We start from the raw sequence: 19818 nt of genomic DNA, 5'->3' as shown, positions 1-19818 counted from the left end.
AAATATGAAAAAAGTACTGATTTTATGCACAGGAAATAGCTGTCGAAGCATCATCGCGGAAGCACTGGTCAATGCAAAATTAGAAGGCATCATAGCTTACAGTGCGGGCGTACGTGCGAGTGGTAAAGTGAATGCGTATGCAAAAAAAGTCTTAGAAGAAGAGGGTATCTGGAAAGATTCGTATCATTCTAAAGTCTTGGATGAAGTCATTAATCTTGACTTTGATTTGGTGGTAACTGTGTGTGACCATGCTCATGAAACCTGTCCGATGTTCCCTCGTCTTACAAAAAAAATCCATGTTGGTTTCTCTGATCCTGATGGTAAAGATTATGGGGCGTTTATTCTTACCTATCAAGCGATTGAAGCCGAATTACTACCGATCATCAAAGAAAAACTTTTATGAATGCAGAGCAGATGCTGATTGAAATGACTTCACAGTTTGGGGTGTGGGCGATTGTTGCTTCATTTGGCATTGGTCTTTTGACCTCACTCGCTCCATGTTCCATCATCACTTTGCCTCTGCTTGCTGCGAGTGCTTTGGGGCTTTCAGGCGATCTCACTCCAAAGCAGAAAAAAGTCTTTATTTACCAATACTCGCTTCTGTTTGTTTTGGGCTTGGTCATCAGTTTTTCACTGTTGATGCTTCTGGTTTCCAAGATGGGCATGATGCTCTCCCTTGCGCCTTTTTGGGCGTATCTGCTCGCGGCACTTGCAACATTTACAGTGGTTGCCTATGCCCTTGGATTTATTTCTGTGTTAGACAAAGAGAAAGTTGCACGTAAGTTTTTAAAGCTCAAACTCTTTGGAGCAATCATCATTGGGCTTATTTTTGGATTGGTAAGTACGCCGTGTGCCTCTGCTCCTTTGGTTGCCATCATCACCATTGCAAGTCAGAGCGGTTGGGTTTATTCCTACGCCCTTGTTTTAGCATTTGCCATAGGGCATGGGATGTTGCTGTTGGTGGCTGGAACATCGCTTGGATTTACACAAAGTGTCGTTTCCAGTAAAAAAATCAGTAGCCTTAGCCGTTTTATTAATGGCATTTTTATAGTGATTTTAGTGGGAATTGGCGTTTATTTTCTCTATCAAACGTACCTTGTATTTTAGGAAAAAAGATGAAAAAAATAATTGTTTTAGCTGTATTAACCTTCGTTTTGGTGGGCTGTGGTGAACCAAAAGTAGAATCCAAAACGCCTGCGGTATCTTCTTTGAAACAGACGCACGAGAGCTCTTTGATGTTAGAGGCAACTCCTTATGCACAGATTGTCCCTCATATAGGTACAAAACCGATGCTCTTAGAGTTTGGTTCGACCAGTTGTGCTTCGTGTGTTGAGATGGGAAAACTCCTCTATCGTGTCAAGCAAGAATATCCACAAAGTGCAATCTATTTTATTGAAGTTCGCAATGAACAACAAGCGATTCGTGATTATAAGATACAGATGATTCCGACACAAGTTTACCTCGATGCCAAAGGGACAGAGAGCGATAGACACATTGGTGCAACTAACTATGAGCGACTAATTGCAAAATTAAAAGAACAAAAAATCATTTTATAAAGGAAAAAGATGTTTGATTTATGGGAAAAAATGGTTGATTTTCTTGTATATGGAGTTTTTGGGCTCGATGCAACAACGCAAAAAGCACAAGCATTGCACTTTTTTATTTTTGATACGGTAAAAATTTACATTCTTTTAATCAGCATCATTTTTCTGATCTCTTTTTTACGTACCTACTTCAATACCGAAAAAATCAGAGCCTATTTACAGCGAAGAAGCACGTTTATGGGAAACATCCTAGCCGCACTTTTTGGCATCATAACGCCCTTTTGTTCCTGCTCAGCTATACCCCTCTTTTTGGGCTTTATGCAAGCGCGTATTCCTATGGGGATTACCTTTAGTTTTCTTATTTCAAGTCCTATGAACAATGAAGTTGCAATTGCACTTTTGTTTGGACTGTTTGGCTGGAAAATCACAGCACTTTATATTGGTTTTGGATTATTGGTTGCGATTTTGGGTGGATATGTGATTGGAAAATTAAAGCTAGAGCGTTATGTACTGATTCCTGTTAAACCCATGGAAGGCGAGCTAGAAGAGGTACAGATAAGCCTTTCATTCACGAAACGTCTTGCAGAGGCGTGGCAAAATACCGCTGAGATTTTTAGCAAAATTTATCTGTATGTACTACTGGGAGTTGGGGTTGGGGCGTGGATACATGGGTATATTCCTACCGAAATGATAGTGGCTTATACGGGAGAGAATAGATGGTACAGCGTGCCGCTTGCTGTTATCATGGGTGTACCGATGTATGCGAGTGCTGCTAGTGTTATGCCTCTCATTGAGGTTTTAACTTCCAAAGGAATGTTGCTTGGAACAGCACTTAGTTTGATGATGGCAATCACTGCACTGAGTCTGCCTGAGGCACTCATCTTAAAACGTATTTTACATATCAAACTCATTGCAATCTTTTTTGGCATCGTGGCTTTAGGAATTATGGGTGTTGGGTATCTGTTTAATGCGCTTTTATAGGAGAAGACCATGAAAAAAGTAATTTTAATGGCGTTGGCACTGACAACGTTGATGAGTGCAACGGAGATTAAAAAAGTGAGTTTTGATGAGTACCTTTCAAAATTTGATTATAAAGAACGTGAAGCTATGAAAATCAAAACACCCGATATGTTAGCCCTTGTTGAAGAGGGGAAAGCTATTTTAGTGGATGTTCGCTTTGCGGAAGAATTTGAGGTATGGCATATGAATTTTGCTAAAAATATTCCTTTAAATGAACTTCCAAAACGTCTTCATGAATTACCAAAAGATAAACTCATCATTACAGCATGTCCGCACAATGATCGATCAAACCTTGCTAGGCTTTTTCTGGTGCAAAATGGTTATAACGCAAAATACCTCAATGATGGGCTTTTAAAAACAGCAGATTTTTTACGCGGTGAAAATGCTAAAGAGTTTTTAGAAGCGTACAAAACAGATAAGGAGAAAAAATGAAAATTGAAGTCTTAGGAACAGGATGTACTAAGTGTCATACATTGATGGCAAATGTTAAAGAAGCTGTCGCAAAAAAAGGTATTTTTGCGCAAATAGACAAAGTCGAAGATATTATGAAAATTATGGAGTATGGTGTGACATCAACACCAGCATTGGTACTGGATGGTAAAGTCGTAAGTAGTGGTAAGCTTTTAAGTGCTGATGAAATAGTCACATTGTTGTCATAGCGTGCTTATTTTGTGTTATAATCGCCGCTAATAAGGAGAAGCGATGCGATTAAAAACCAAAGTTGTACTTATTATAGCGAGCTTGCTTTTGGGTGTTTCCATTACAGGTTCCATCATCAATTACCACAAAAATGTGCGCGATACGCAAGCGCAACTGCAAAATACCTCTTTGCCACTTTCGGTGGATAATATTTATACTGAGATTCAACAGCGTATGATTGAGCCGCTTCTCGTCTCATCGTTGATGTCCAACGATACATTTCTGCGTGATTGGATTATGGAAGGGGAGACCGATTTAAACGGTATTGTGCGCTATCTGACTGAAATCCAGCAAAAATATGATGTCTTTACAACGTTTCTAGTCTCGGATGTCACAAAAAACTATTATCATCCACGTGGACTCATCGATGTTATCAATAAAGAGAATAGTGCCGATACATGGTACTTTCGCTTTAAAGAACAAAGTGAGCTTTATGAAATCAACCTCGATCACAATGCCAATTTAGGCGATTTTTTAGTGATGTTCATTAATTACAAAGTGATGAACTATAAAAAAGAGATGATCGGTGTAACGGGTGTGGGTGTAAGACTTTTAAACATCGAACAGATGCTAAACTCCTTTAAGACACGTTACAAATACGATGTCTATTTCGTGGATCAAAAAGGGGAGTTGACACTCTTCTCAAAAGCGCTTAATAAACGGGGAAATATTGCTAATATTGAGGGTTTAAGGCAAATAGAAGAGAGTATTTTTGAAGGAAAACAGACGCAATTTGAATATAAAGACAAAGACGGTGAATACCTGCTCAATACCAAGTACATTGAAAAACTCAAATTGCATCTTTTTGTTGAGATCAATAAAAAAGAGTATCTCGATGAGCTTAAGAAGACGTTTTATGGCAACTTGTTAGCATCAATTTTAGTGACGGTTTTGGTGACATTTATTATTCTTTACACGATCAATATTTACCAAAAACAGCTTGTTCAACTGGCAAGTGAAGACGCTCTCACGGGGCTTGCAAATCGTAGAAAATTCAACGAACATTTTGAAAAACTCTATAAGCTCTATAAAAAAGGTATCAATAGACTGACACTCTTTCTTATTGATATTGATGACTTCAAAGAGGTCAATGATACGTTTGGTCATCTCATTGGCGATGAAGCACTCATTCGCGTTGCTGACATCTTACGAGTGGAACTAAGGGCTTCTGATATGATAGCTCGATGGGGCGGCGAAGAGTTCGCACTCTTACTTGTAGATGTTTCTCCTGAGAAAGCAATGGAGATCGCACAAAAACTGTGTCAGGCTATTAAAGAAGATAAAGTGTTGACGCAGTTGTTACAAAAACCCCTGACAGTGAGCATCGGCTTAGGGGAACTTAGTAGCTTAGAGAGTCAAGATGGTTTAGTGTACAAAGTCGATAATGCACTTTATGAAGCGAAAAAAGCGGGCAAAGATCAAGTCGTTGTTGCATAAGGAATGAAGATGAATGAAACAATAGAACAAAAAGCACTAGAGTATTTTTCAAGTGGATATGTCTGCAGCGAAGCAGTTTTAAAAGCTGTCGCTGAAAAGCATGGGATCGATTCGCCGCTTATTCCTGCGATAGCTTCAGGATTTGGGAGTGGAATGGCTAGAACAGAACATGGCTTGTGCGGTGCATTAAGTGGTGGCATTATGGCGCTTTCTTTGCTTAAAGGACGCAAAAATGCAAACGAGTCAAAGGATGCACTCTATCACAATGTACAGATGTTTCAAGAGCACTTTGAAAAGGCATTTGGGGCGTGTGAATGCGCTTCTTTGTTGGGATTTTCTCTCAACTCCTCAGATGCGGGCGTGAAGTTTAAAGAGGGAAATTGTAAAGCATGTAAATGCGATCTTTACGTTGCCTTTGCTGCAAAAGAGGTCGAATTGCTTTTAGGAAACTAAAGGAAGCATGACTTCGATTTCAAGTCCTTTAGGCTTTCTATTTTTAACGTGAATTATTCCATCATGAACATCAACAATTTGCTGAACGATGGAGAGTCCAAGTCCAAACCCTTTGATTTGTTTTGAGCGTGAGTCATCTGCACGGTAAAAGCGCTCAAAGATAAGACTCAGTTTTTCTTCATCAATTCCATTACCTTCATCCTCGATGTGAAAACATGCCATCCGATTGGAAGATGTGAGTGAAAGAGAGACAGTGGTATGGTTTGGACTGTATTTAATCGCATTTTCGATGAGATTGGAAAAGACGGTTTTGAGCAAAATTTCATCGCCGTTTACCACAAGGGATTCTAAGGTTCCAATTTCAAATATAATATTTTTTTGCGACCCAATGATGATAAGATCTTCAATCGCTTTAAGCAGCACATCATCTAAATTTTGCGGGGTAAATTTGGTTTTCAAAGACTCTTTTTCAAGATAGGTGAGCATCAAAAGGTTTTTAACAATGCTTTGCAGTGTATCGACTTCTTCAAGCGTAGAGCGTAAAATCGTTTGGTACTCCTCTTGGCTTCTAGGCTCTTTAAGAGCAACTTCGATTTCCCCTTTCATCGCCGTGAGTGGTGTTTTGAGTTCGTGTGAAACATCTGAAGAAAAACGCTTGATTTGTTTGAGGGATCTGACCATCTTCAGATGGGTTTCATCACTAAAAATCTGTAAGGCTTTGATAGAACAGATAGTAATAACCAAGGCGCAGAGTGCCCTAAAAAACTGCACAGGAATACCAAAAGTTTCTAAAAACCATGTGGTATTGATGGTGTTTCCTGGAAAATATTGTGTAGGTGAAACAGCAATACCCGCTAAAAGAGCATAACAAATAAACGCAACGCCAGGTACTTTAAAATAAATTTTGAGGCGTTCAACATACTCGCTTTTTTTGAGCGATTCTCCGTAATAATAGAGCCCAATACCCAAAAACAAAGAGCCAAAAAAGCCATAGGTGTAGCGAATAGCCGCAATGGCACCATCTAAGGAAGGTTGTATGATAATCAATCCTAAAAGACTAGAAAGACTGATAATGTAAATGACGGGTGCCGCATAGAGTGTATGCAGAAAATGAAGCTTCGATGTGTTGTCTTTAAAACTTTCTCTGACGATAAAACGTGAGAATTCAAATAAAAAAAGATACGAAAGTAACAGCAAAATGAATTTTATAGGGCTTAAGAGAGATTCATAATTTGGATAGAGGTACATATAAAGAAAAACCCACTCGACAAAAGCGTGCAGAAGTGCGAATACACCCAGTAACCAAATTTTGCGAGCGAAGAAAATGGTACTCTCTTTCGTTTGTACAAAGAGAACCAAAACCCCTAAGATAAAAAAAGAGAGTCCGTAAACAAAGAGGATAATTTGCATTTTAAAGAGATTCTATTTTATAACCAGAACCACGAATGGTTTTGATAAGAGGTTTTTCACCTTCTATGTCAATTTTATGGCGTAGATGGTGAATAAAAACGTTAATAATATTGCTCGATGTGGTTTCGTTTATACCCCAGATTTTCTCTTGAAGTTGTGTATGGGTGATGATTGTATTTTGATTGAGAAGAAGATAGACCAAAATATCAAACTCTTTAGAGGTAAGCGTGATAGGGTTTTTGGAGCGTGTTACCACTCTTTTAGAGACATTGACTTCGAGTGTATCGAGGGTTAAACATTCATTGAAGTTATACGATGAACGACGAAGCAAAGAGCGTATGCGTGCTACGAGTTCTGCAAAAACAAAAGGCTTTACCAAATAATCATCCGCCCCACATCCAAGCCCTAAAATACGCTCTTCCACACTGGTTTTTGCAGTGAGCATTAAAATGGGAGTCAGGTTTTTTTTCTCGCGTAATTTTTCACAGATTTTCAAACCATCGAGTTTTGGCAGCATCCAATCAATAATAAGAAGGTCATATGTGTACTGCTCAGCCAGATAGAGTCCTTCTTCTCCATCACTAGCTGCATCAACGATAAACCCCTCTTCTTGGAGCCCTTTTTGAACAAAAGAAATAATTTTTGGATCGTCTTCAATGATTAAAAGTTTCATGCTTTCATCGTAGCCAAAGAAAGATTAAAAAAAATTAATCTAGCGTTAATATTGACGAAATAAAACAATGCGATACTTCTTTTCACATTTACAAAAGGAGTTCTACATGAAGAAATTATCTTCTATGGTTTTGGCAAGTGCTATCTTGGGAGGAACAACTCTGTTTGGGGCAGGTATTGCGACATTGGAGAGTGTGAAAGGCACACCTGCAAGTCTTGATGCGAGTGATGCTGCTTGGACAAAAGCAAAAGAGATCAGTGTTCCACTTACAGAAACGCCTTATAAGCCTGATGGTTACAAGGGAATGCTTAAATCAACCGCAGTGATTAAATCACTTTATGATGATAAAAATATCTACATCAAACTCCAGTATGATGACCCAACATACAGTATAGACAGACAACCGTGGGTCAAACAAGAAGATGGCTCATGGAAACAGCTTAAAGTGTTAGATCAAGCAGGTCAAGACAATACGTACTATGAAGACAAAGCGGCACTTTTCTGGAATATCAACACCAAAGGCTTTGAGAAAAAAGGGTGTGCTATCGCCTGTCACATTACCAAAGATGGCAAAAATAATGGTTTTGATGATACCTCTGCGGGTCGAAAATATACCAACAATCCAGGTGAAACTATCGATATGTGGCACTGGAAAGGGGTAAGAACGGGCTTGTCATTTAATCAAACGCATGACCAGTATGTGGACAGCACCAATGATCCAAAACTCAATAAAGAGTGGGGAAGAAAAGGTGATGCGCAAGAGAGTGGCGGCTATAAAAACAACATCAATGAGGCAAAAACAGGTCCTGCTTTTATGAATAAAGACCCAAAAGATAATGCCATTGGTTCGATCAAAGACGAGAACAAAGTTCCGTTTGTAGATACCTTCAAACCTGGTGATAAAATTCCTGGACCAATCGTCACTAAACATACAGGTTCAGCAGGTGACATTGAAACGAGTGCGGTTTGGAAAGATGGTAAGTGGACACTGGTTATGAAAAGAGCCCTTGTGACAACTGCCCCAAAAGATGCTGAGCAAGATGTACAGTTTAATGATCTTAAAAAGCCGTATTTCTTTGGTGTAGCGGCATTTGACAACTCTCAAATCAACCATGTTTACCATGATGGAGCGATTGAGTTAAAATTTAAGTAAAAGGAGAGCGTGTGTCGATTCAACAACTCAACACACCGGCAAAAACAGCGATTTCGCTGTTTTTGCTCTTTGTGATAACCGCAACGATTTCCTCGGTCATACTGTTAGGGCTTGAACTCTCTGGCGAAAAAGCAGGACTTAATATTCCTACTATTTCACAGATTCAAAACAAATATACGATGCCTTCCATCGTCTCAGCGATGAAAGGGAGCATGTATAAAGAAGTAACAGATGATTCAGACATTGACACCGTGCATAACTGGATCAAAGAGGGGGCTAAAAAAGAGGGAAAACTCTATGATGATGCATGGAAAATCATTCAAAATGATTGTGCGAATTGTCATAGTAAAACCTCTAAAATGAGTCGAGCCATTCCTTCAATGCCGTTTGATACGTATGAGCAAGTGATGAGCCATACGGAAGCGGGGTATTCATGGTCAAAGATGTCTAAACAGGCGCATATTCATATGTTTGGGATTTCGACCTTTTTGATTTTGGTGACATTGATGTTTGCCTATACAACTTATAAAGAGAGTATAAGAACACTCATCATCGCTGCTTCGTTTGGTGGTGCATTTTTAGATATCTTTTCATGGTGGTTTTCAAAGTTTGTCCCACAGCTTGTGTATCTCATCTTTGCAATGGGAGGAGTGATGGTTTCATCGATTCTCTTGATGAGTGTGCTTGTTTTGGCTAATATTTGGAAAAAGGAGGGGTAACCCTTCTTTTCCTCTAAAGGGTTTTGATGGAGATATTACTTATTTCAAGTGTCGCCTTGGTGGCTTCACTACTTACTTTTTTCTCCGGTTTTGGTTTAGGCACATTGCTTATGCCCATTATTGCGCTCTTTTTTCCGCTTCCTATCGCTATTGCGATAACGGCGATTGTTCACTTTTCCAATAACCTTCTTAAATTTGCGCTTCTTGCTCGCTATAGCAATTTTCCTATCTTACTTCGTTTTGGCATTCCTGCGGTTATCTTTGCCTTTTTAGGAGCATGGTGTTTGGAATCTTTAAGTGAGTGGAAATGGGAATTTGTTTACACCTTTTTTGACATTACCGGACACGTGACACCACTTAAAGTGATTATCGGCTTGGTGATAGCTCTCTTTTTAGTCTTGGAGTCAAACTCAACACTGCATGTTCCAAGTGCTTTCAAAAAGCTTTGGCTTGGAGGAATGCTCAGTGGGTTTTTTGGAGGACTTAGTGGTCATCAAGGTGCTTTTCGTAGTCTTTTTTTAACCCAAAATGCTCTCTCCAAAGAGGTTTTTTTAGCCACTGGTGTGAGCATTGCCGTTGTTGTGGATCTTTCTCGTTTGAGTTTGTATGCAAGCCATTGGCAAAGTGCACTTGCTCAGTGGCAGATGATCGTAGTGGCGATAGTCAGTGCTTTTATAGGAACATTGATTGGAAAGTATTTTCTTAAAAAAGTGAGTATTGAGTTTATTCGCTTTGTGGTAGCGTGGATGTTGGGGAGTGTGGCTTTTTTACTGATTTTAGGGGTTTTGTAGCTTTGTTTATAAAGCTACAAAACTACTTTTTTACGCTTCGATCCAACCGCCGCCTAAGACTAAATCGTCTTGGTAAACCACAAGCGCTTGACCGCTTGCAAGACCGTAAACGCCTGTTTCTAATTCTGCGATGATTTTATCACCCTCAATTTTTACATGTGCTTTTGCTTGTGGGCTTCTGTAGCGTACTTTCACACCATAAATTCCCTCTTTAAAATCATCAGGCAAAGAGAAGTTACTGGCTACGACACGTTTTTGAAGAAGTTCTTCTTTGGTACCTGCAACAACAGTGTTGGTTTTAGCATCAATGCCCACAACAAAATGTGGGTCATGTGCACCATTGATGGTAAGACCTTTTCGTTTACCGATGGTGTAGTGCATGTAGCCTTTGTGTTCTCCAATGACTTTGCCACTGGTATCTTTGACAACACCTTTTTGATCGACATTGAGATGTTTTTTTAAAACCTCAATGTAGGTGTCTGTCACAAAGCAGATCTCTTGAGACTCTTTGTAGGTTTCAAGCGTTCCAAGCCAAGGCAGTTTTTCAAGAGCGATAGGTTTAATGTCCTCTTTTTTCATGCCACCGAGTGGAAAAAGAATCTTTTCAATGACCTCTTTTTTGAGTCCAAAAAGGAAGTAGCTTTGGTCTTTGCTCATGTCATACGCTTCTTGGATATGACCGTCTTTTACTCTGGCATAATGCCCTGTTGCGATTTTTTCACAGCCAAGTTCCATTGCCTTTTCAAACGCAAAACCAAATTTCATTCTTGGGTTACAAAAGGCACATGGGTTGGGCGTTAACCCTTGTTCATAGGAGCGCACAAAGTAGTCATAGACATGTTCTTTAAAAAGAGCCTTAGCATCGATGATGTGTGTTTCAATGCCCAGATGGTGGCTCACTTTTTCAATATTGGCGATGTTAATTTTGTGTTTATTCTCATCTTCATGAAGTTTAAGATAAATTCCCACAACCTCATGACCTTCTTGTTTTAACAGATAAGCAGAATAACTTGAGTCAATTCCTCCGCTCATTAGTAGTGCAATTTTCATATAGTATATAACCTCTTTTATTTCGACGTCTAAAGAGTAAAAGTCTTTACGTTTCGAGTTAGCCCAAAATAGGGCACCGTTATTATTTTATACGCCTAAAAAGCGAAGCTCTCTAGGCTACGTTAGCCACTGTGGAACGGAAGCTTGCCTCTTATGAGGCAGAAATTTCAAGTGCTTTATCGATGTCGGCGATCAAGTCTTCCAAATCCTCGATACCTACAGAAAGACGAATCATTCCCTCATTGAGTTCATACGAAGCTTTTTGCTCATCGCTGTACTCAGCATAAATCGTATGATACGGAGCAATGGCAAGCGATTTATTGTCTTGAATGTTTGTTCCGCGCTTGATGATAGAAAGATTATTTAAAAATGTGTAGGCTTTCTCTTTATTTGCAAGGCTAAACGTTACGATCGCCCCACCACCACTAAACTGTTTTGAAGCATTGGCATAAGCGCGAGAACCCTCTAAAAGTGGGTAGTCAACACTTATGACCTCGCTTCTTTCTTGGAGATGTTTTGCAACGGCAAGAGCATTGGAACAACTTCTTTGAACTCTTAAATCCAATGTTTCAAGACCAAGACTTAACAGGTATGCACTTTGAGCTGTAAGTGTAGCTCCAAGGTTTCTAAAAGTCTCTTTACGAAGGCGTGCCATAAAAGCAAAAGGACCAAATTTTTTGAAAAATGGTTCCAAGTTTGCATGATTTTTCCAATTAAACGTACCATTGTCAACAATAAGTCCACCTAAAACATGACCACCACCACTGAGGTATTTTGTTGCAGAGATAATCTCCACATCAACACCATTTTTGCGGGCATCGAAGATATTCCATGGTGTCATTGTCGTATCGACGATCAATGGAATGTTATATTCTTTAAGCACGCTCTTGATAGCCAAGAAATCAGGTACGATGAGTTGTGGATTGCTCACACTTTCGCAAAAAAGAAGACGTGTTCTAGCATCGATATTTTTCTTAATAGCCTCAAGATCGTTCACATCAACATAGCGTACTTCCACATCAAAATCACTGAACAGTGTTTGGAACAAAGAGAGTGTGTTGCCAAAAAGGAAACTCGTCGTGATGATGTTGTCACCACTTTTTACCAGCGCAAAAAGAGCATTTGAAATGGCTGCCATACCTGTTGCCGTAGCGATAACTCCAAAAGCACCGCTGATAGTTTTAACTTTGAGTTCAAACTCTTCAATAGAAGGGTTTGAAGAGCGTGTGTAAACATGTCCCATCTTTTGACCTTTAAAAACGGCCTCCAAATCTTCTGCTTTTTCAAACTCAAAGGCTGAGCTTTGGTAGATGGGAAAGCGCATTGCGCCATAAGTATCTTTATTTGTTGGTTTGGCATGCAATGCTTTGGTGGTAAATCCCATAAAATCCTCTTTATATATAAATAATTTTGCCGCTATTTTCGGCAGGTATTATGTTCTCTTTTGCGACACACTCACCAATGATGAGCACGGCAGGAGTAGCACATAAAGTACTCATTTTATCTAATTTTCCCACAGTTCCCACTATGGTCACCTGATCAGGCAGGTCAATTTTCGAGACAAATGCGGCAGGAAGGTTTTCATCAATGCCTTCTTTTGCGATGGCATCTTCAATTTTTTTCGCAAAACTGTGCGCCATTAATACGATAACCGTGTGTAAAGGCTGACGAATGAGCGGTATCCACTCATCATTAAATAGTGTCTCCCTTAGGTGTGCAGAAACAATGCTGACCCCTTTGGAAATATCGCGAATCGTAGGAACGATACCTGAAACCGTACACGATCTTAGAGCTGAGGTAATGCCATTGATTACTTCAAAAGCGATGCCATGTCGCACCAAGATCTGCTTCTCTTCACCCAAACGACCAAACAGAAGTGGGTCGCCACCTTTAAGACGTCCAACCACCAAGCCTTGTTTGGCGTATTCGAGTAAGAGTGCGTTGATTTCATCTTGTGTTTTAGAGTGAAAACCCTTTTTTTTGCTCACATCAACGATTTTACACGAAGCAGGGATGAGAGCTCGAATTTCAGGAGATACCAGAGCATCGACTAGAGCAACATCTAAAAGCTCAAAAGCGTTTAGTGCATCTAAGGTGAGATTGCCCATGTAGCCTGTTCCACAACCGATGAGGAACACTTTCCCCACACCCTCTTTAGCGATAGTTTTTAAGTTTTCAAGATCGCGATCAGGCTTTTTACGCTCGTTTTTGAGGCGTTCTATCAAAGAGGTGAGTTCACGGGGTAAAAGACGTTCTATCTTATCACGAATGACTTGCGCTAAGGTAGGCGAACTACCGCCACTACTGACGGCGACTTGGATGTCGCCACGGCGCGTAAGGGCACTAAAGTAAAAATCACAGAGCTCTGGAACATCGACGACATTGAGCCAGAAATGAAGATGAGGTTTAAGGGCTACAAGACGGTTGGTCACATGCTCATTACCCGTCGCATCGATAATCACCTCAAAGCCCTCTGCATCAGCATCTTCAAAAGGCTTGAGGCGTAGTTTTTTGGTTTCAAAGTAGGCATCAAGTCTTGATTCTGCAACAATTTCATACGCAAAATCAAGACTATCAAGCACTCGTGCTTTCTGCGCTGCGACTTTGCCAGCTCCGATCAAAAGCGTGCGTTTCGGCGTGAGTGCAATGCCTAGGGTACTCATTTTTTCACGATCCTTACACGCCAGCCGTTACCCTCTTTAGTGGTTGCCTCGACGGTGTGACCTTCACTCGCAACAGATTTTGGGACGTTATCAATCGGTGCTCCATCATCCAGTAAAATTTCCAAGACTTCGCCACTGCCGATTTTAGAGAGTTCCATTTTGGTTTTGACAAAGTTCATTGGGCACGCTACACCACTAAGATCCTTAAAGTGTGCCGAAGCTACTGGTTTTGCTTCTGTTGCTGCTGCCGCGGCTAGCTCTTTCTCTTTCGCAAATTTTAGCGTATGATCCATTGTTTCATAGAGTTTAATGACTTCTTCCGCGAGCTCAATCGATTTCTCATCCGCATCACCCTCTAACATTGTCCCAAAGTAAGCATTCAGAAGTGTTGTTTCGATAAAGTGTTGTTTAAATGCCTTAAGTACGGCCTCTTTATCGCGTGCATCTTCACCACGAGTCACTAAAAGCATACGAGCGGAGAGAAGACGAATCAGCTCAAAATTTTTCTCTTCTTTCTCAAGTGCCTCTTTAAGAGCTTTTTTATCGGCTTCGATGAGGTCGTACATACCTGCACTACATTCACCTGTACCGCGACCTTTTAAAGAGAAGAGTTCCACGGCATCGTAGTCAAAGTATGGGTTTTTATCTTCTTTGAACGATGGAATATCCACGTATTTTTTACTGATTTCAGTGATAATCGCAAGTCCGCCATCATCAATCCAATCCGCAAAACTTTTATAGGCTTTTACGTGTTTTAGCCATGTATCGAGCACTTCTTCAACAAAAGCTGGCACATGAAACGCTGCGACATCGCCTGCTTTTTGTGCGTAAACACTGCCATCACCTGACGTGCGTGAGCCTGCAACAACGTTGTATGCTGGGTAAGAGTAGCCTTCATTACGTTGGACTTTTCCAAAGAAACCAAGATCCCCGATGAGGTGTTTACCACAACTGTTTGGACAACCCGATAAATGAATTTTAAAGCCTTGAAGGGCGTCATAGTCACGCTCATCGATGAGTTTATTAAGACGTTTTTGAATCGCATCGACTGCACCACGAGGACGAGCAATACCTAACTGACATGTTGCAGCACCTGTACACGCTACCATATCACCAAAGAGGGTTGGTTTTGCCACATCTTTAGAGAAGGCTTGCAAGATGTCATGCAAACTTGCCATTTGTGGACCTGTGAGGTTACGGATGTAGAGGTTTTGGTCACCCGTAAAACGCATAACATCTTCTCCATATGGCAGAAGCGCATTTGCAAGAGCACGTGCGTTTTCAAAGTGAATGTCGCCTAAATGCACGGGTACTTTACAGCCATAAAAACCGGCTTGTTTTTGGGCATACACGTAACGGTTCCACCATTTTTTTATGTTTTCAGGAACGCTAAATGGCTCATGCGTGGTATCGCCTACTGTTCTTTCAATCTCAGTGATAGGAAGTTCCCAATCGCCTTTGGCTTTTACTGCTTCTAATTCAACTTCAAGAAGTTTATTAAACTCTTCCAACCCTAAATCTTCAAACAAGAAGCGAAGACGCGCGGCGTGTTTGTTCTTACGGTTGCCGTATTTGTCAAACACTTGTTTGATGGCTTGAGAGTAGAGGAATACCTCAGTGTCTGGCACGAAATCACGAAGTTTCGTTCCCAAACGAGATTTTGCACCCATACCACCCGCGGTAAAGAGTTTAAAGCCTTTTACACCATCTTGGATTTTAGCGATAAATCCAACGTCATGGATGGTCGCGTAACCACGGTCTGCTTCTGAGCCACTAAACGTGATTTTGAATTTTCGTGGAAGCGCAAAAGAGTCTTTTTGTTCTAGCATTTTAGAGGTGAGTGTAAGTGCGTAAGGTGAGACATCAAACACTTCATCAGGTGCAGTACCTGCAAGTGGGTCTGCCATGATATTACGAACGGTATTTCCTCCGCCGCCACGACCGCTAAGGTCAATACTGTGCAAGGTTTCGATAATAGCAATAATATCTTCAATCTTCACGTAGTGGAGTTGTGCACCACCACGCGTGGTGATGTGAATGGCTTCATGCGCGTACTTTTGTGCTAAATCAGCCAATGTTAAAAGCTGTTTTGGGGTAACGATACCACCTGCAAGTTTGATACGTACCATAAAGGTGTTGGCTTCACGTTGCTCGTAAACACCAAAAGGAACACGCATTGTTTTAAAGGTAAGTTCATCAAGTTTGCCTGCTAAAAAATCGGCATGGTTTTTTTTGAACGTAGCAAGGTCATCATAGACCATTTGGGGAATTTCATATCTGCTCATCGTAACTCCTTGTTGTTACAGGTAAACGTTTTTATGAAGAAAGCAGCTTCAAAATAAACCCTCTTGCAACACGGTTGAGCCACGATGGGAGCCCCGAAACGCTCCGCTTATTCGTCCCATCGGCTCAAAGTGTTTTATTCGGATTTTTTCTACGCGCCTTTTTCATCAATCTAAAATTATTTCAATTTCTTCTTTTTCAACCGTTTTGTTTTTAATAATAAATGACTTCATATCAGGCTCTGCACCCGCAAGTGAGATAATCACATAGCTCACATTAGGATCATACGCCAAACGAATGTCTTCTTCACTTGGACGTGCAGGGGTTTCAGGGTGTGAATGGTACACCCCAATCAAACGAAGCCCCTCTTTTTGTGTCTTTTTAAACACATCAAACTGTTCTTGTGGGTCAAAGCTAAAGTGTTCGTTGCTCTCATCCGTATTTTTCATAGGGATGGCATATTTCACTTCGCCATTAAGCCCAGCAAGATAACCACACGCTTCAATGGGTTTATCTTTTAGTGCGTGGAGAACCATCTCATTGTACGCACTGTTAGGGATTTTTATCATAATTTTGCCTCACATACAACGGCTTCGTAGTCTCTAATCTCTTTGATGCCTTCGCCACCGCATACACGGCATTTAGGGTTCTTTTTGAAATTCACATTTCTAAAGTTCATCGTTTTTGCATCAAACGTTAAGAGTCTATTATACAGTGGTTCACCTACACCAACGATGTATTTTAACGCTTCTGCGGCTTGAATCGTTCCCAGCATACCCGCAACCGCTCCTAAAATGCCCGCACTTGAGCATGTAGGAATGGCATTGGCTGGAGGAGGGCTGTCAAATACACACGCATAACATGCACTTTGACCAGGTTTAATGGTCATCGTCTGTCCACCAAAACGCAAAATACCACCGTGAGAATACGGTACGTTTGCTAAGATACACGCATCGTTAATCAAGAATTTTGATGAAAAATTGTCCGTTCCATCGATAACGAAGTCGTAGCCTTTCACGATGTCTAAGATGTTCGATGCATCCAAAAACTTTTGATAGACCGTTACTTTTACATTGGGGTTAATGGCTTCCATCTTCGCTTTGGCGGAGAGCACTTTAGGTACACTTACATCAGCAGTTGTGTGAATGACTTGGCGTTGAAGATTGCTCAAATCAACCACGTCACCATCCACGATGCCAATTTCACCTACACCTGCAGCGGCTAGGTAAAGTGCTACAGGAGAACCAAGCCCGCCTGCACCAATGACCAACACTTTAGAATTTGCAATTTTTTCTTGCCCTTCGATACCAACATCTTGAAGGATAATGTGGCGTGAATAACGCTCTAATTCTTCGTCCGTAAAATCTCTCACGCGCCACCTCCCATGAAGTATAAAAAGTTGATTTCATCGCCATCTTTAAGCACAACACTTTTGTGTTCATCTTGTCTGATAAACTCATCATTAAGTTGAACAGAGACCATGTCAGGTTGCTCAACATTTTCGATAATGAGTAACTCTGGAAGTGTTACTCCGTCTTTAATCTCTTTTACATCACCGTTAATCGTTAATTTCATTGTGTATCCTCTTTTAATTATTTTATCACGCCAAAAAAGCAAAGCTTCTTTGGCTACGCTAGCCGCTGTGGCACTAAAGCTAACCGACTGAGTCGGTAGAAAACTGATGTGGAAAATATTTACGAAGAAGTTCAAATAACTCTTCTTCAAAATTGGCATTTTCACCCACTTTTTCCACCAAAGTGTTTGCAATAGTGCTGGTCTTTGTGCGACGATTGCTGTATTGTTCTAGTACTTCTGTAATGATACCACCACCTGCGATATCAAACTCATCGACGATGACAAAACGTCCTAGCTTTTGGTTTTCAGCAAAGAGTTCCATTGCCAAAAGGTCATGCACTCTAAAAATGACGCACGCTGCTTCATGACGTCCCACACTTGGCTCATCGGCACGATCGAGCGTATCGCCATCGATGACGCGCTTGATCTCTTCTAGATAGATGGTGCTTTGCGCCGAACCTATCTTGATTTTGTACGGTTTATCGAGTTCTAGTGGTTTTGCACCCAACCAGAAAAGGTTGGCTTCAAAACGATTGCTCACTTTTGGAGCACTCTGATCGGCACGAGCAACTACTTCACCGTTACGTACATAAATTTGCGTTTGAAGCGTAAAACCAACGGCTTCACTTTCTTTAACACGTGTTTTCACAGAGGTGTTAAAACTCTCGATACTCGCTACACGTGAACGCTTAAGAGAAGGGTAAAAGACCACTTCATCGCCTACATTGAGTTCGCCACTGGTGACCGTTCCCGCATAGATACGTCTATCATCGTTGTCACGGGTAAACTTGTACACGTCTTGTAACGGCATTCTAAAGTCATCGTTCTCTTTTTCTTCGACGCTTGTAAAACTGTCTAAAATTTCTAAAACAGTTGGTCCTTTATACCAAGGCGTTGAGCCAGAGTGTTCGATAAGGTTTACACCTTCACGTGCGCTGATCGGTATAAAAATATCGCTCTTAATGCCTAGGGTTGCTAGGTATTCGCTGTACTCTATTTTGAGCTTGTTAAAGGCGATTTCACTAAAGTTCACCAAGTCCATTTTGTTAACGACAATTGCCACTTGTTTGATGCCTAAAAGTGAAAGCAACATACCATGACGCTTAGAGTTTTCCGCTACACCTTCTTTGGCATCGATAAGAAGTAGTGCTGCCTCTGCACGAGACGCTCCACTGATCATATTTTTTAAAAATTCGATGTGACCAGGAGCATCGATGATGATGTACTCTCGTTTTTTACTTTGGAAAAAGACACGCGCACTATCAATGGTAATGCCTTGTTTTTGCTCATCGGCAAGAGCGTCTAGCAAGAAGGCATACTCAAAAGGACGTGCATTGTTTTCACACATCTTTTTCACACTCTCTAGTTTTCCTTGTGGCAATGAGTCTGTGTCGGCAAGCAGACGCCCGATGAGCGTGCTTTTACCGTGATCGACGTGCCCTGTGATGACAATATTGAGTCTTTGCATTACATATATCCTTCTTTTCTTAGTGCCTCTAACGTTCCGCCACCATCTTTATCTTGGGCACGACCTGAGCGTTCTGCGATGTCTTTGAACTTTCCAGAGGTTAGTTCTTCAATAATCTCTTTTGGGTTACGCGCTTCTGAATCCACAGGCGCCGTACATGGGAAACATCCTAAAGAGCGGTAACGTTTGCCATTGCCGTTATTAAAGTAGAGTGAAATTATAGGAATATTCTCCCTCTCGATGTACTCCCAAATATTGAGCTCCGTCCACTCTAAGAGTGGGTGAATGCGCACGTGTGTGCCTGGTGCAAAATCGGTTTTGTACTGATTCCACAGCTCTGGTGGTTGGGTACTGGCATCCCATTCGCTTTTTTCATCGCGTGCTGAAAAGACGCGCTCTTTAGACCTACTTCCCTCTTCATCCGCTCTAACACCCACGATAACACCTGTATAAGGTGCTCCGTTTAACTCATCTTCCCATACTTTTTTGTAAGGGTTCCATTTGCGACGTGCCCATGTACCATCAAGCGTGTACTTAAGCGCGTCACTTTTGAGTTTTTTACAGCAGCTAAGGCGATCAAGTCCATTCACAAAGGTTTCTCCTTTTGCCAAGGCTTCTTTGTTTTGTCCAACCACAAGGTTTAAGTCCCACTGTACGGCGATCTCATCGCGGTATCTAATCATTTCAGGAATTTTAAACGCTGTATCAATGTGTACCAATGGGTAGGGCACATGTCCAAAAAATGCTTTTCGTGTGAGCCACAACAGTACCGTGCTATCTTTACCGATGCTCCAAAGCATGGCAAGGTTTGGGAAGCTTCGATACGCTTCTCGCAAAATATAGATACTCTGAGCTTCAAGTCTGTCTAAATGATCCATTA

Annotated in this window: 22 protein-coding genes; 11 read left to right on the top strand and 11 right to left on the bottom strand. The window is 41.0% G+C overall.

Going from position 1 to position 19818, the window contains the following annotated elements; all coding sequences use genetic code 11:
• Window positions 1-4: 4 nt before the first annotated feature.
• The 8 genes from UCH001_RS12425 to UCH001_RS12390 are packed head-to-tail and all read left to right on the top strand — an operon-like array spanning window position 5 to window position 5153.
• Window positions 5-403, top strand: a complete 399-nt coding sequence (locus tag UCH001_RS12425) for an arsenate reductase ArsC (protein WP_067178311.1) — start codon at window positions 5-7, stop codon at window positions 401-403.
• Window positions 400-1107, top strand: a complete 708-nt coding sequence (locus UCH001_RS12420) for a cytochrome c biogenesis CcdA family protein (protein ID WP_067178310.1) — start codon at window positions 400-402, stop codon at window positions 1105-1107. Before UCH001_RS12425 ends, UCH001_RS12420 begins: the two co-directional genes overlap by 4 nt.
• A gap of 8 nt (window positions 1108-1115) precedes the next feature.
• On the top strand, window positions 1116-1556 hold the full coding sequence (locus UCH001_RS12415; protein WP_067178309.1) for a thioredoxin family protein: 441 nt from the start codon (window positions 1116-1118) through the stop codon (window positions 1554-1556).
• A gap of 9 nt (window positions 1557-1565) precedes the next feature.
• Window positions 1566-2525 carry a permease gene (locus UCH001_RS12410; protein ID WP_067178308.1) on the top strand — a complete coding sequence of 320 codons (960 nt, stop codon included), beginning with the start codon at window positions 1566-1568 and terminating at the stop codon, window positions 2523-2525.
• A 9-nt stretch (window positions 2526-2534) separates the two neighbouring features.
• On the top strand, window positions 2535-2996 hold the full coding sequence (locus tag UCH001_RS12405) for a rhodanese-like domain-containing protein (RefSeq protein ID WP_067178307.1): 462 nt from the start codon (window positions 2535-2537) through the stop codon (window positions 2994-2996).
• The gene (locus UCH001_RS12400; RefSeq protein ID WP_067178306.1) at window positions 2993-3223 is read left to right on the top strand and encodes a thioredoxin family protein; all 231 of its coding nucleotides are present in this window, start codon (window positions 2993-2995) and stop codon (window positions 3221-3223) included. Before UCH001_RS12405 ends, UCH001_RS12400 begins: the two co-directional genes overlap by 4 nt.
• A gap of 43 nt (window positions 3224-3266) precedes the next feature.
• Window positions 3267-4700: a sensor domain-containing diguanylate cyclase gene (locus tag UCH001_RS12395; protein ID WP_067178304.1), complete on the top strand. Its 1434-nt coding sequence runs from the start codon at window positions 3267-3269 to the stop codon at window positions 4698-4700.
• Window positions 4701-4709: 9 nt separating this feature from the next.
• Window positions 4710-5153 carry a C-GCAxxG-C-C family protein gene (locus UCH001_RS12390; RefSeq protein ID WP_067178303.1) on the top strand — a complete coding sequence of 148 codons (444 nt, stop codon included), beginning with the start codon at window positions 4710-4712 and terminating at the stop codon, window positions 5151-5153.
• Here UCH001_RS12390 and UCH001_RS12385 read toward each other — a convergent pair.
• Together UCH001_RS12385 and UCH001_RS12380 are read right to left on the bottom strand one after the other, a co-directional pair.
• Entirely contained in the window at window positions 5142-6563 is a 1422-nt protein-coding gene (locus UCH001_RS12385; RefSeq protein ID WP_067178301.1) for a cell wall metabolism sensor histidine kinase WalK, read from the bottom strand. The genes UCH001_RS12390 and UCH001_RS12385 overlap by 12 nt on opposite strands.
• 1 nt (window position 6564) lies before the next feature.
• Complete coding sequence (locus tag UCH001_RS12380) at window positions 6565-7236, bottom strand: response regulator transcription factor (protein WP_067178299.1); 672 nt, start codon at window positions 7234-7236, stop codon at window positions 6565-6567.
• 106 nt (window positions 7237-7342) lie between these two features.
• Between UCH001_RS12380 and UCH001_RS12375 the strand changes: the two genes are divergently transcribed.
• The 3 genes from UCH001_RS12375 to UCH001_RS12365 are packed head-to-tail and all read left to right on the top strand — an operon-like array spanning window position 7343 to window position 9899.
• Complete coding sequence (locus UCH001_RS12375; protein WP_067178297.1) at window positions 7343-8389, top strand: ethylbenzene dehydrogenase-related protein; 1047 nt, start codon at window positions 7343-7345, stop codon at window positions 8387-8389.
• Window positions 8390-8400: 11 nt separating this feature from the next.
• Window positions 8401-9108, top strand: a complete 708-nt coding sequence (locus tag UCH001_RS12370; RefSeq protein ID WP_067178295.1) for a hypothetical protein — start codon at window positions 8401-8403, stop codon at window positions 9106-9108.
• A 26-nt stretch (window positions 9109-9134) separates the two neighbouring features.
• A complete protein-coding gene (locus UCH001_RS12365) occupies window positions 9135-9899 on the top strand; it encodes a sulfite exporter TauE/SafE family protein (protein ID WP_067178294.1) in 765 nt (254 codons plus the stop codon).
• 30 nt (window positions 9900-9929) lie between these two features.
• On the opposite strand, the gene mnmA is transcribed toward UCH001_RS12365, so the two are convergent.
• The 9 genes from mnmA to cysD form a co-directional block, all read right to left on the bottom strand.
• Window positions 9930-10949 (bottom strand): tRNA 2-thiouridine(34) synthase MnmA, encoded by a 1020-nt coding sequence (gene mnmA / locus UCH001_RS12360; RefSeq protein WP_067178292.1) that lies wholly within the window; start codon window positions 10947-10949, stop codon window positions 9930-9932.
• 151 nt (window positions 10950-11100) lie between these two features.
• Window positions 11101-12333: an aminotransferase class V-fold PLP-dependent enzyme gene (locus UCH001_RS12355; RefSeq protein WP_067178290.1), complete on the bottom strand. Its 1233-nt coding sequence runs from the start codon at window positions 12331-12333 to the stop codon at window positions 11101-11103.
• A 10-nt stretch (window positions 12334-12343) separates the two neighbouring features.
• The gene (cobA, locus tag UCH001_RS12350; protein WP_067178288.1) at window positions 12344-13612 is read right to left on the bottom strand and encodes a uroporphyrinogen-III C-methyltransferase; all 1269 of its coding nucleotides are present in this window, start codon (window positions 13610-13612) and stop codon (window positions 12344-12346) included.
• A complete protein-coding gene (locus UCH001_RS12345; RefSeq protein ID WP_067178287.1) occupies window positions 13609-15897 on the bottom strand; it encodes a sulfurtransferase TusA family protein in 2289 nt (762 codons plus the stop codon). Before UCH001_RS12345 ends, cobA begins: the two co-directional genes overlap by 4 nt.
• Window positions 15898-16062: 165 nt before the next feature.
• The gene (locus UCH001_RS12340; protein WP_067178284.1) at window positions 16063-16464 is read right to left on the bottom strand and encodes a M67 family metallopeptidase; all 402 of its coding nucleotides are present in this window, start codon (window positions 16462-16464) and stop codon (window positions 16063-16065) included.
• Window positions 16461-17267: a HesA/MoeB/ThiF family protein gene (locus UCH001_RS12335; RefSeq protein ID WP_067178282.1), complete on the bottom strand. Its 807-nt coding sequence runs from the start codon at window positions 17265-17267 to the stop codon at window positions 16461-16463. Before UCH001_RS12335 ends, UCH001_RS12340 begins: the two co-directional genes overlap by 4 nt.
• Complete coding sequence (gene thiS, locus UCH001_RS12330; RefSeq protein ID WP_067178281.1) at window positions 17264-17470, bottom strand: sulfur carrier protein ThiS; 207 nt, start codon at window positions 17468-17470, stop codon at window positions 17264-17266. The genes UCH001_RS12335 and thiS overlap by 4 nt, the downstream gene beginning before the upstream one ends.
• A 79-nt stretch (window positions 17471-17549) precedes the next feature.
• A complete protein-coding gene (locus UCH001_RS12325) occupies window positions 17550-18938 on the bottom strand; it encodes a sulfate adenylyltransferase subunit 1 (protein ID WP_067178279.1) in 1389 nt (462 codons plus the stop codon).
• Window positions 18938-19816, bottom strand: coding sequence for a sulfate adenylyltransferase subunit CysD (gene cysD, locus UCH001_RS12320; protein WP_067178278.1), 879 nt, complete (start codon window positions 19814-19816; stop codon window positions 18938-18940). The genes UCH001_RS12325 and cysD overlap by 1 nt, the downstream gene beginning before the upstream one ends.
• Between the last annotated feature and the right edge of the window lie 2 nt (window positions 19817-19818).

The sequence above is a fragment of the Sulfurospirillum sp. UCH001 genome, assembly GCF_001548035.1.
Classification (GTDB): Bacteria; Campylobacterota; Campylobacteria; order Campylobacterales; family Sulfurospirillaceae; genus Sulfurospirillum.
The sequence above is the reverse complement of the archived record's forward strand: the minus strand, read 5'-3'. Positions and strand labels throughout refer to the sequence as shown.

Bases quoted from the DNA above. Each gene is read 5' to 3' on its own strand.
- UCH001_RS12425 (WP_067178311.1), top strand. From the start codon at position 5: ATGAAAAAAGTACTGATTTTATGCACAGGAAATAGCTGTCGAAGCATC.
- UCH001_RS12420 (WP_067178310.1), top strand. From the start codon at position 400: ATGAATGCAGAGCAGATGCTGATTGAAATGACTTCACAGTTTGGGGTG.
- UCH001_RS12415 (WP_067178309.1), top strand. From the start codon at position 1,116: ATGAAAAAAATAATTGTTTTAGCTGTATTAACCTTCGTTTTGGTGGGC.
- UCH001_RS12410 (WP_067178308.1), top strand. From the start codon at position 1,566: ATGTTTGATTTATGGGAAAAAATGGTTGATTTTCTTGTATATGGAGTT.
- UCH001_RS12405 (WP_067178307.1), top strand. From the start codon at position 2,535: ATGAAAAAAGTAATTTTAATGGCGTTGGCACTGACAACGTTGATGAGT.
- UCH001_RS12400 (WP_067178306.1), top strand. From the start codon at position 2,993: ATGAAAATTGAAGTCTTAGGAACAGGATGTACTAAGTGTCATACATTG.
- UCH001_RS12395 (WP_067178304.1), top strand. From the start codon at position 3,267: ATGCGATTAAAAACCAAAGTTGTACTTATTATAGCGAGCTTGCTTTTG.
- UCH001_RS12390 (WP_067178303.1), top strand. From the start codon at position 4,710: ATGAATGAAACAATAGAACAAAAAGCACTAGAGTATTTTTCAAGTGGA.
- UCH001_RS12385 (WP_067178301.1), bottom strand. From the start codon at position 6,563: ATGCAAATTATCCTCTTTGTTTACGGACTCTCTTTTTTTATCTTAGGG.
- UCH001_RS12380 (WP_067178299.1), bottom strand. From the start codon at position 7,236: ATGAAACTTTTAATCATTGAAGACGATCCAAAAATTATTTCTTTTGTT.
- UCH001_RS12375 (WP_067178297.1), top strand. From the start codon at position 7,343: ATGAAGAAATTATCTTCTATGGTTTTGGCAAGTGCTATCTTGGGAGGA.
- UCH001_RS12365 (WP_067178294.1), top strand. From the start codon at position 9,135: ATGGAGATATTACTTATTTCAAGTGTCGCCTTGGTGGCTTCACTACTT.
- mnmA (WP_067178292.1), bottom strand. From the start codon at position 10,949: ATGAAAATTGCACTACTAATGAGCGGAGGAATTGACTCAAGTTATTCT.
- UCH001_RS12355 (WP_067178290.1), bottom strand. From the start codon at position 12,333: ATGGGATTTACCACCAAAGCATTGCATGCCAAACCAACAAATAAAGAT.
- cobA (WP_067178288.1), bottom strand. From the start codon at position 13,612: ATGAGTACCCTAGGCATTGCACTCACGCCGAAACGCACGCTTTTGATC.
- UCH001_RS12345 (WP_067178287.1), bottom strand. From the start codon at position 15,897: ATGAGCAGATATGAAATTCCCCAAATGGTCTATGATGACCTTGCTACG.
- UCH001_RS12340 (WP_067178284.1), bottom strand. From the start codon at position 16,464: ATGATAAAAATCCCTAACAGTGCGTACAATGAGATGGTTCTCCACGCA.
- thiS (WP_067178281.1), bottom strand. From the start codon at position 17,470: ATGAAATTAACGATTAACGGTGATGTAAAAGAGATTAAAGACGGAGTA.
- UCH001_RS12325 (WP_067178279.1), bottom strand. From the start codon at position 18,938: ATGCAAAGACTCAATATTGTCATCACAGGGCACGTCGATCACGGTAAA.
- cysD (WP_067178278.1), bottom strand. From the start codon at position 19,816: ATGGATCATTTAGACAGACTTGAAGCTCAGAGTATCTATATTTTGCGA.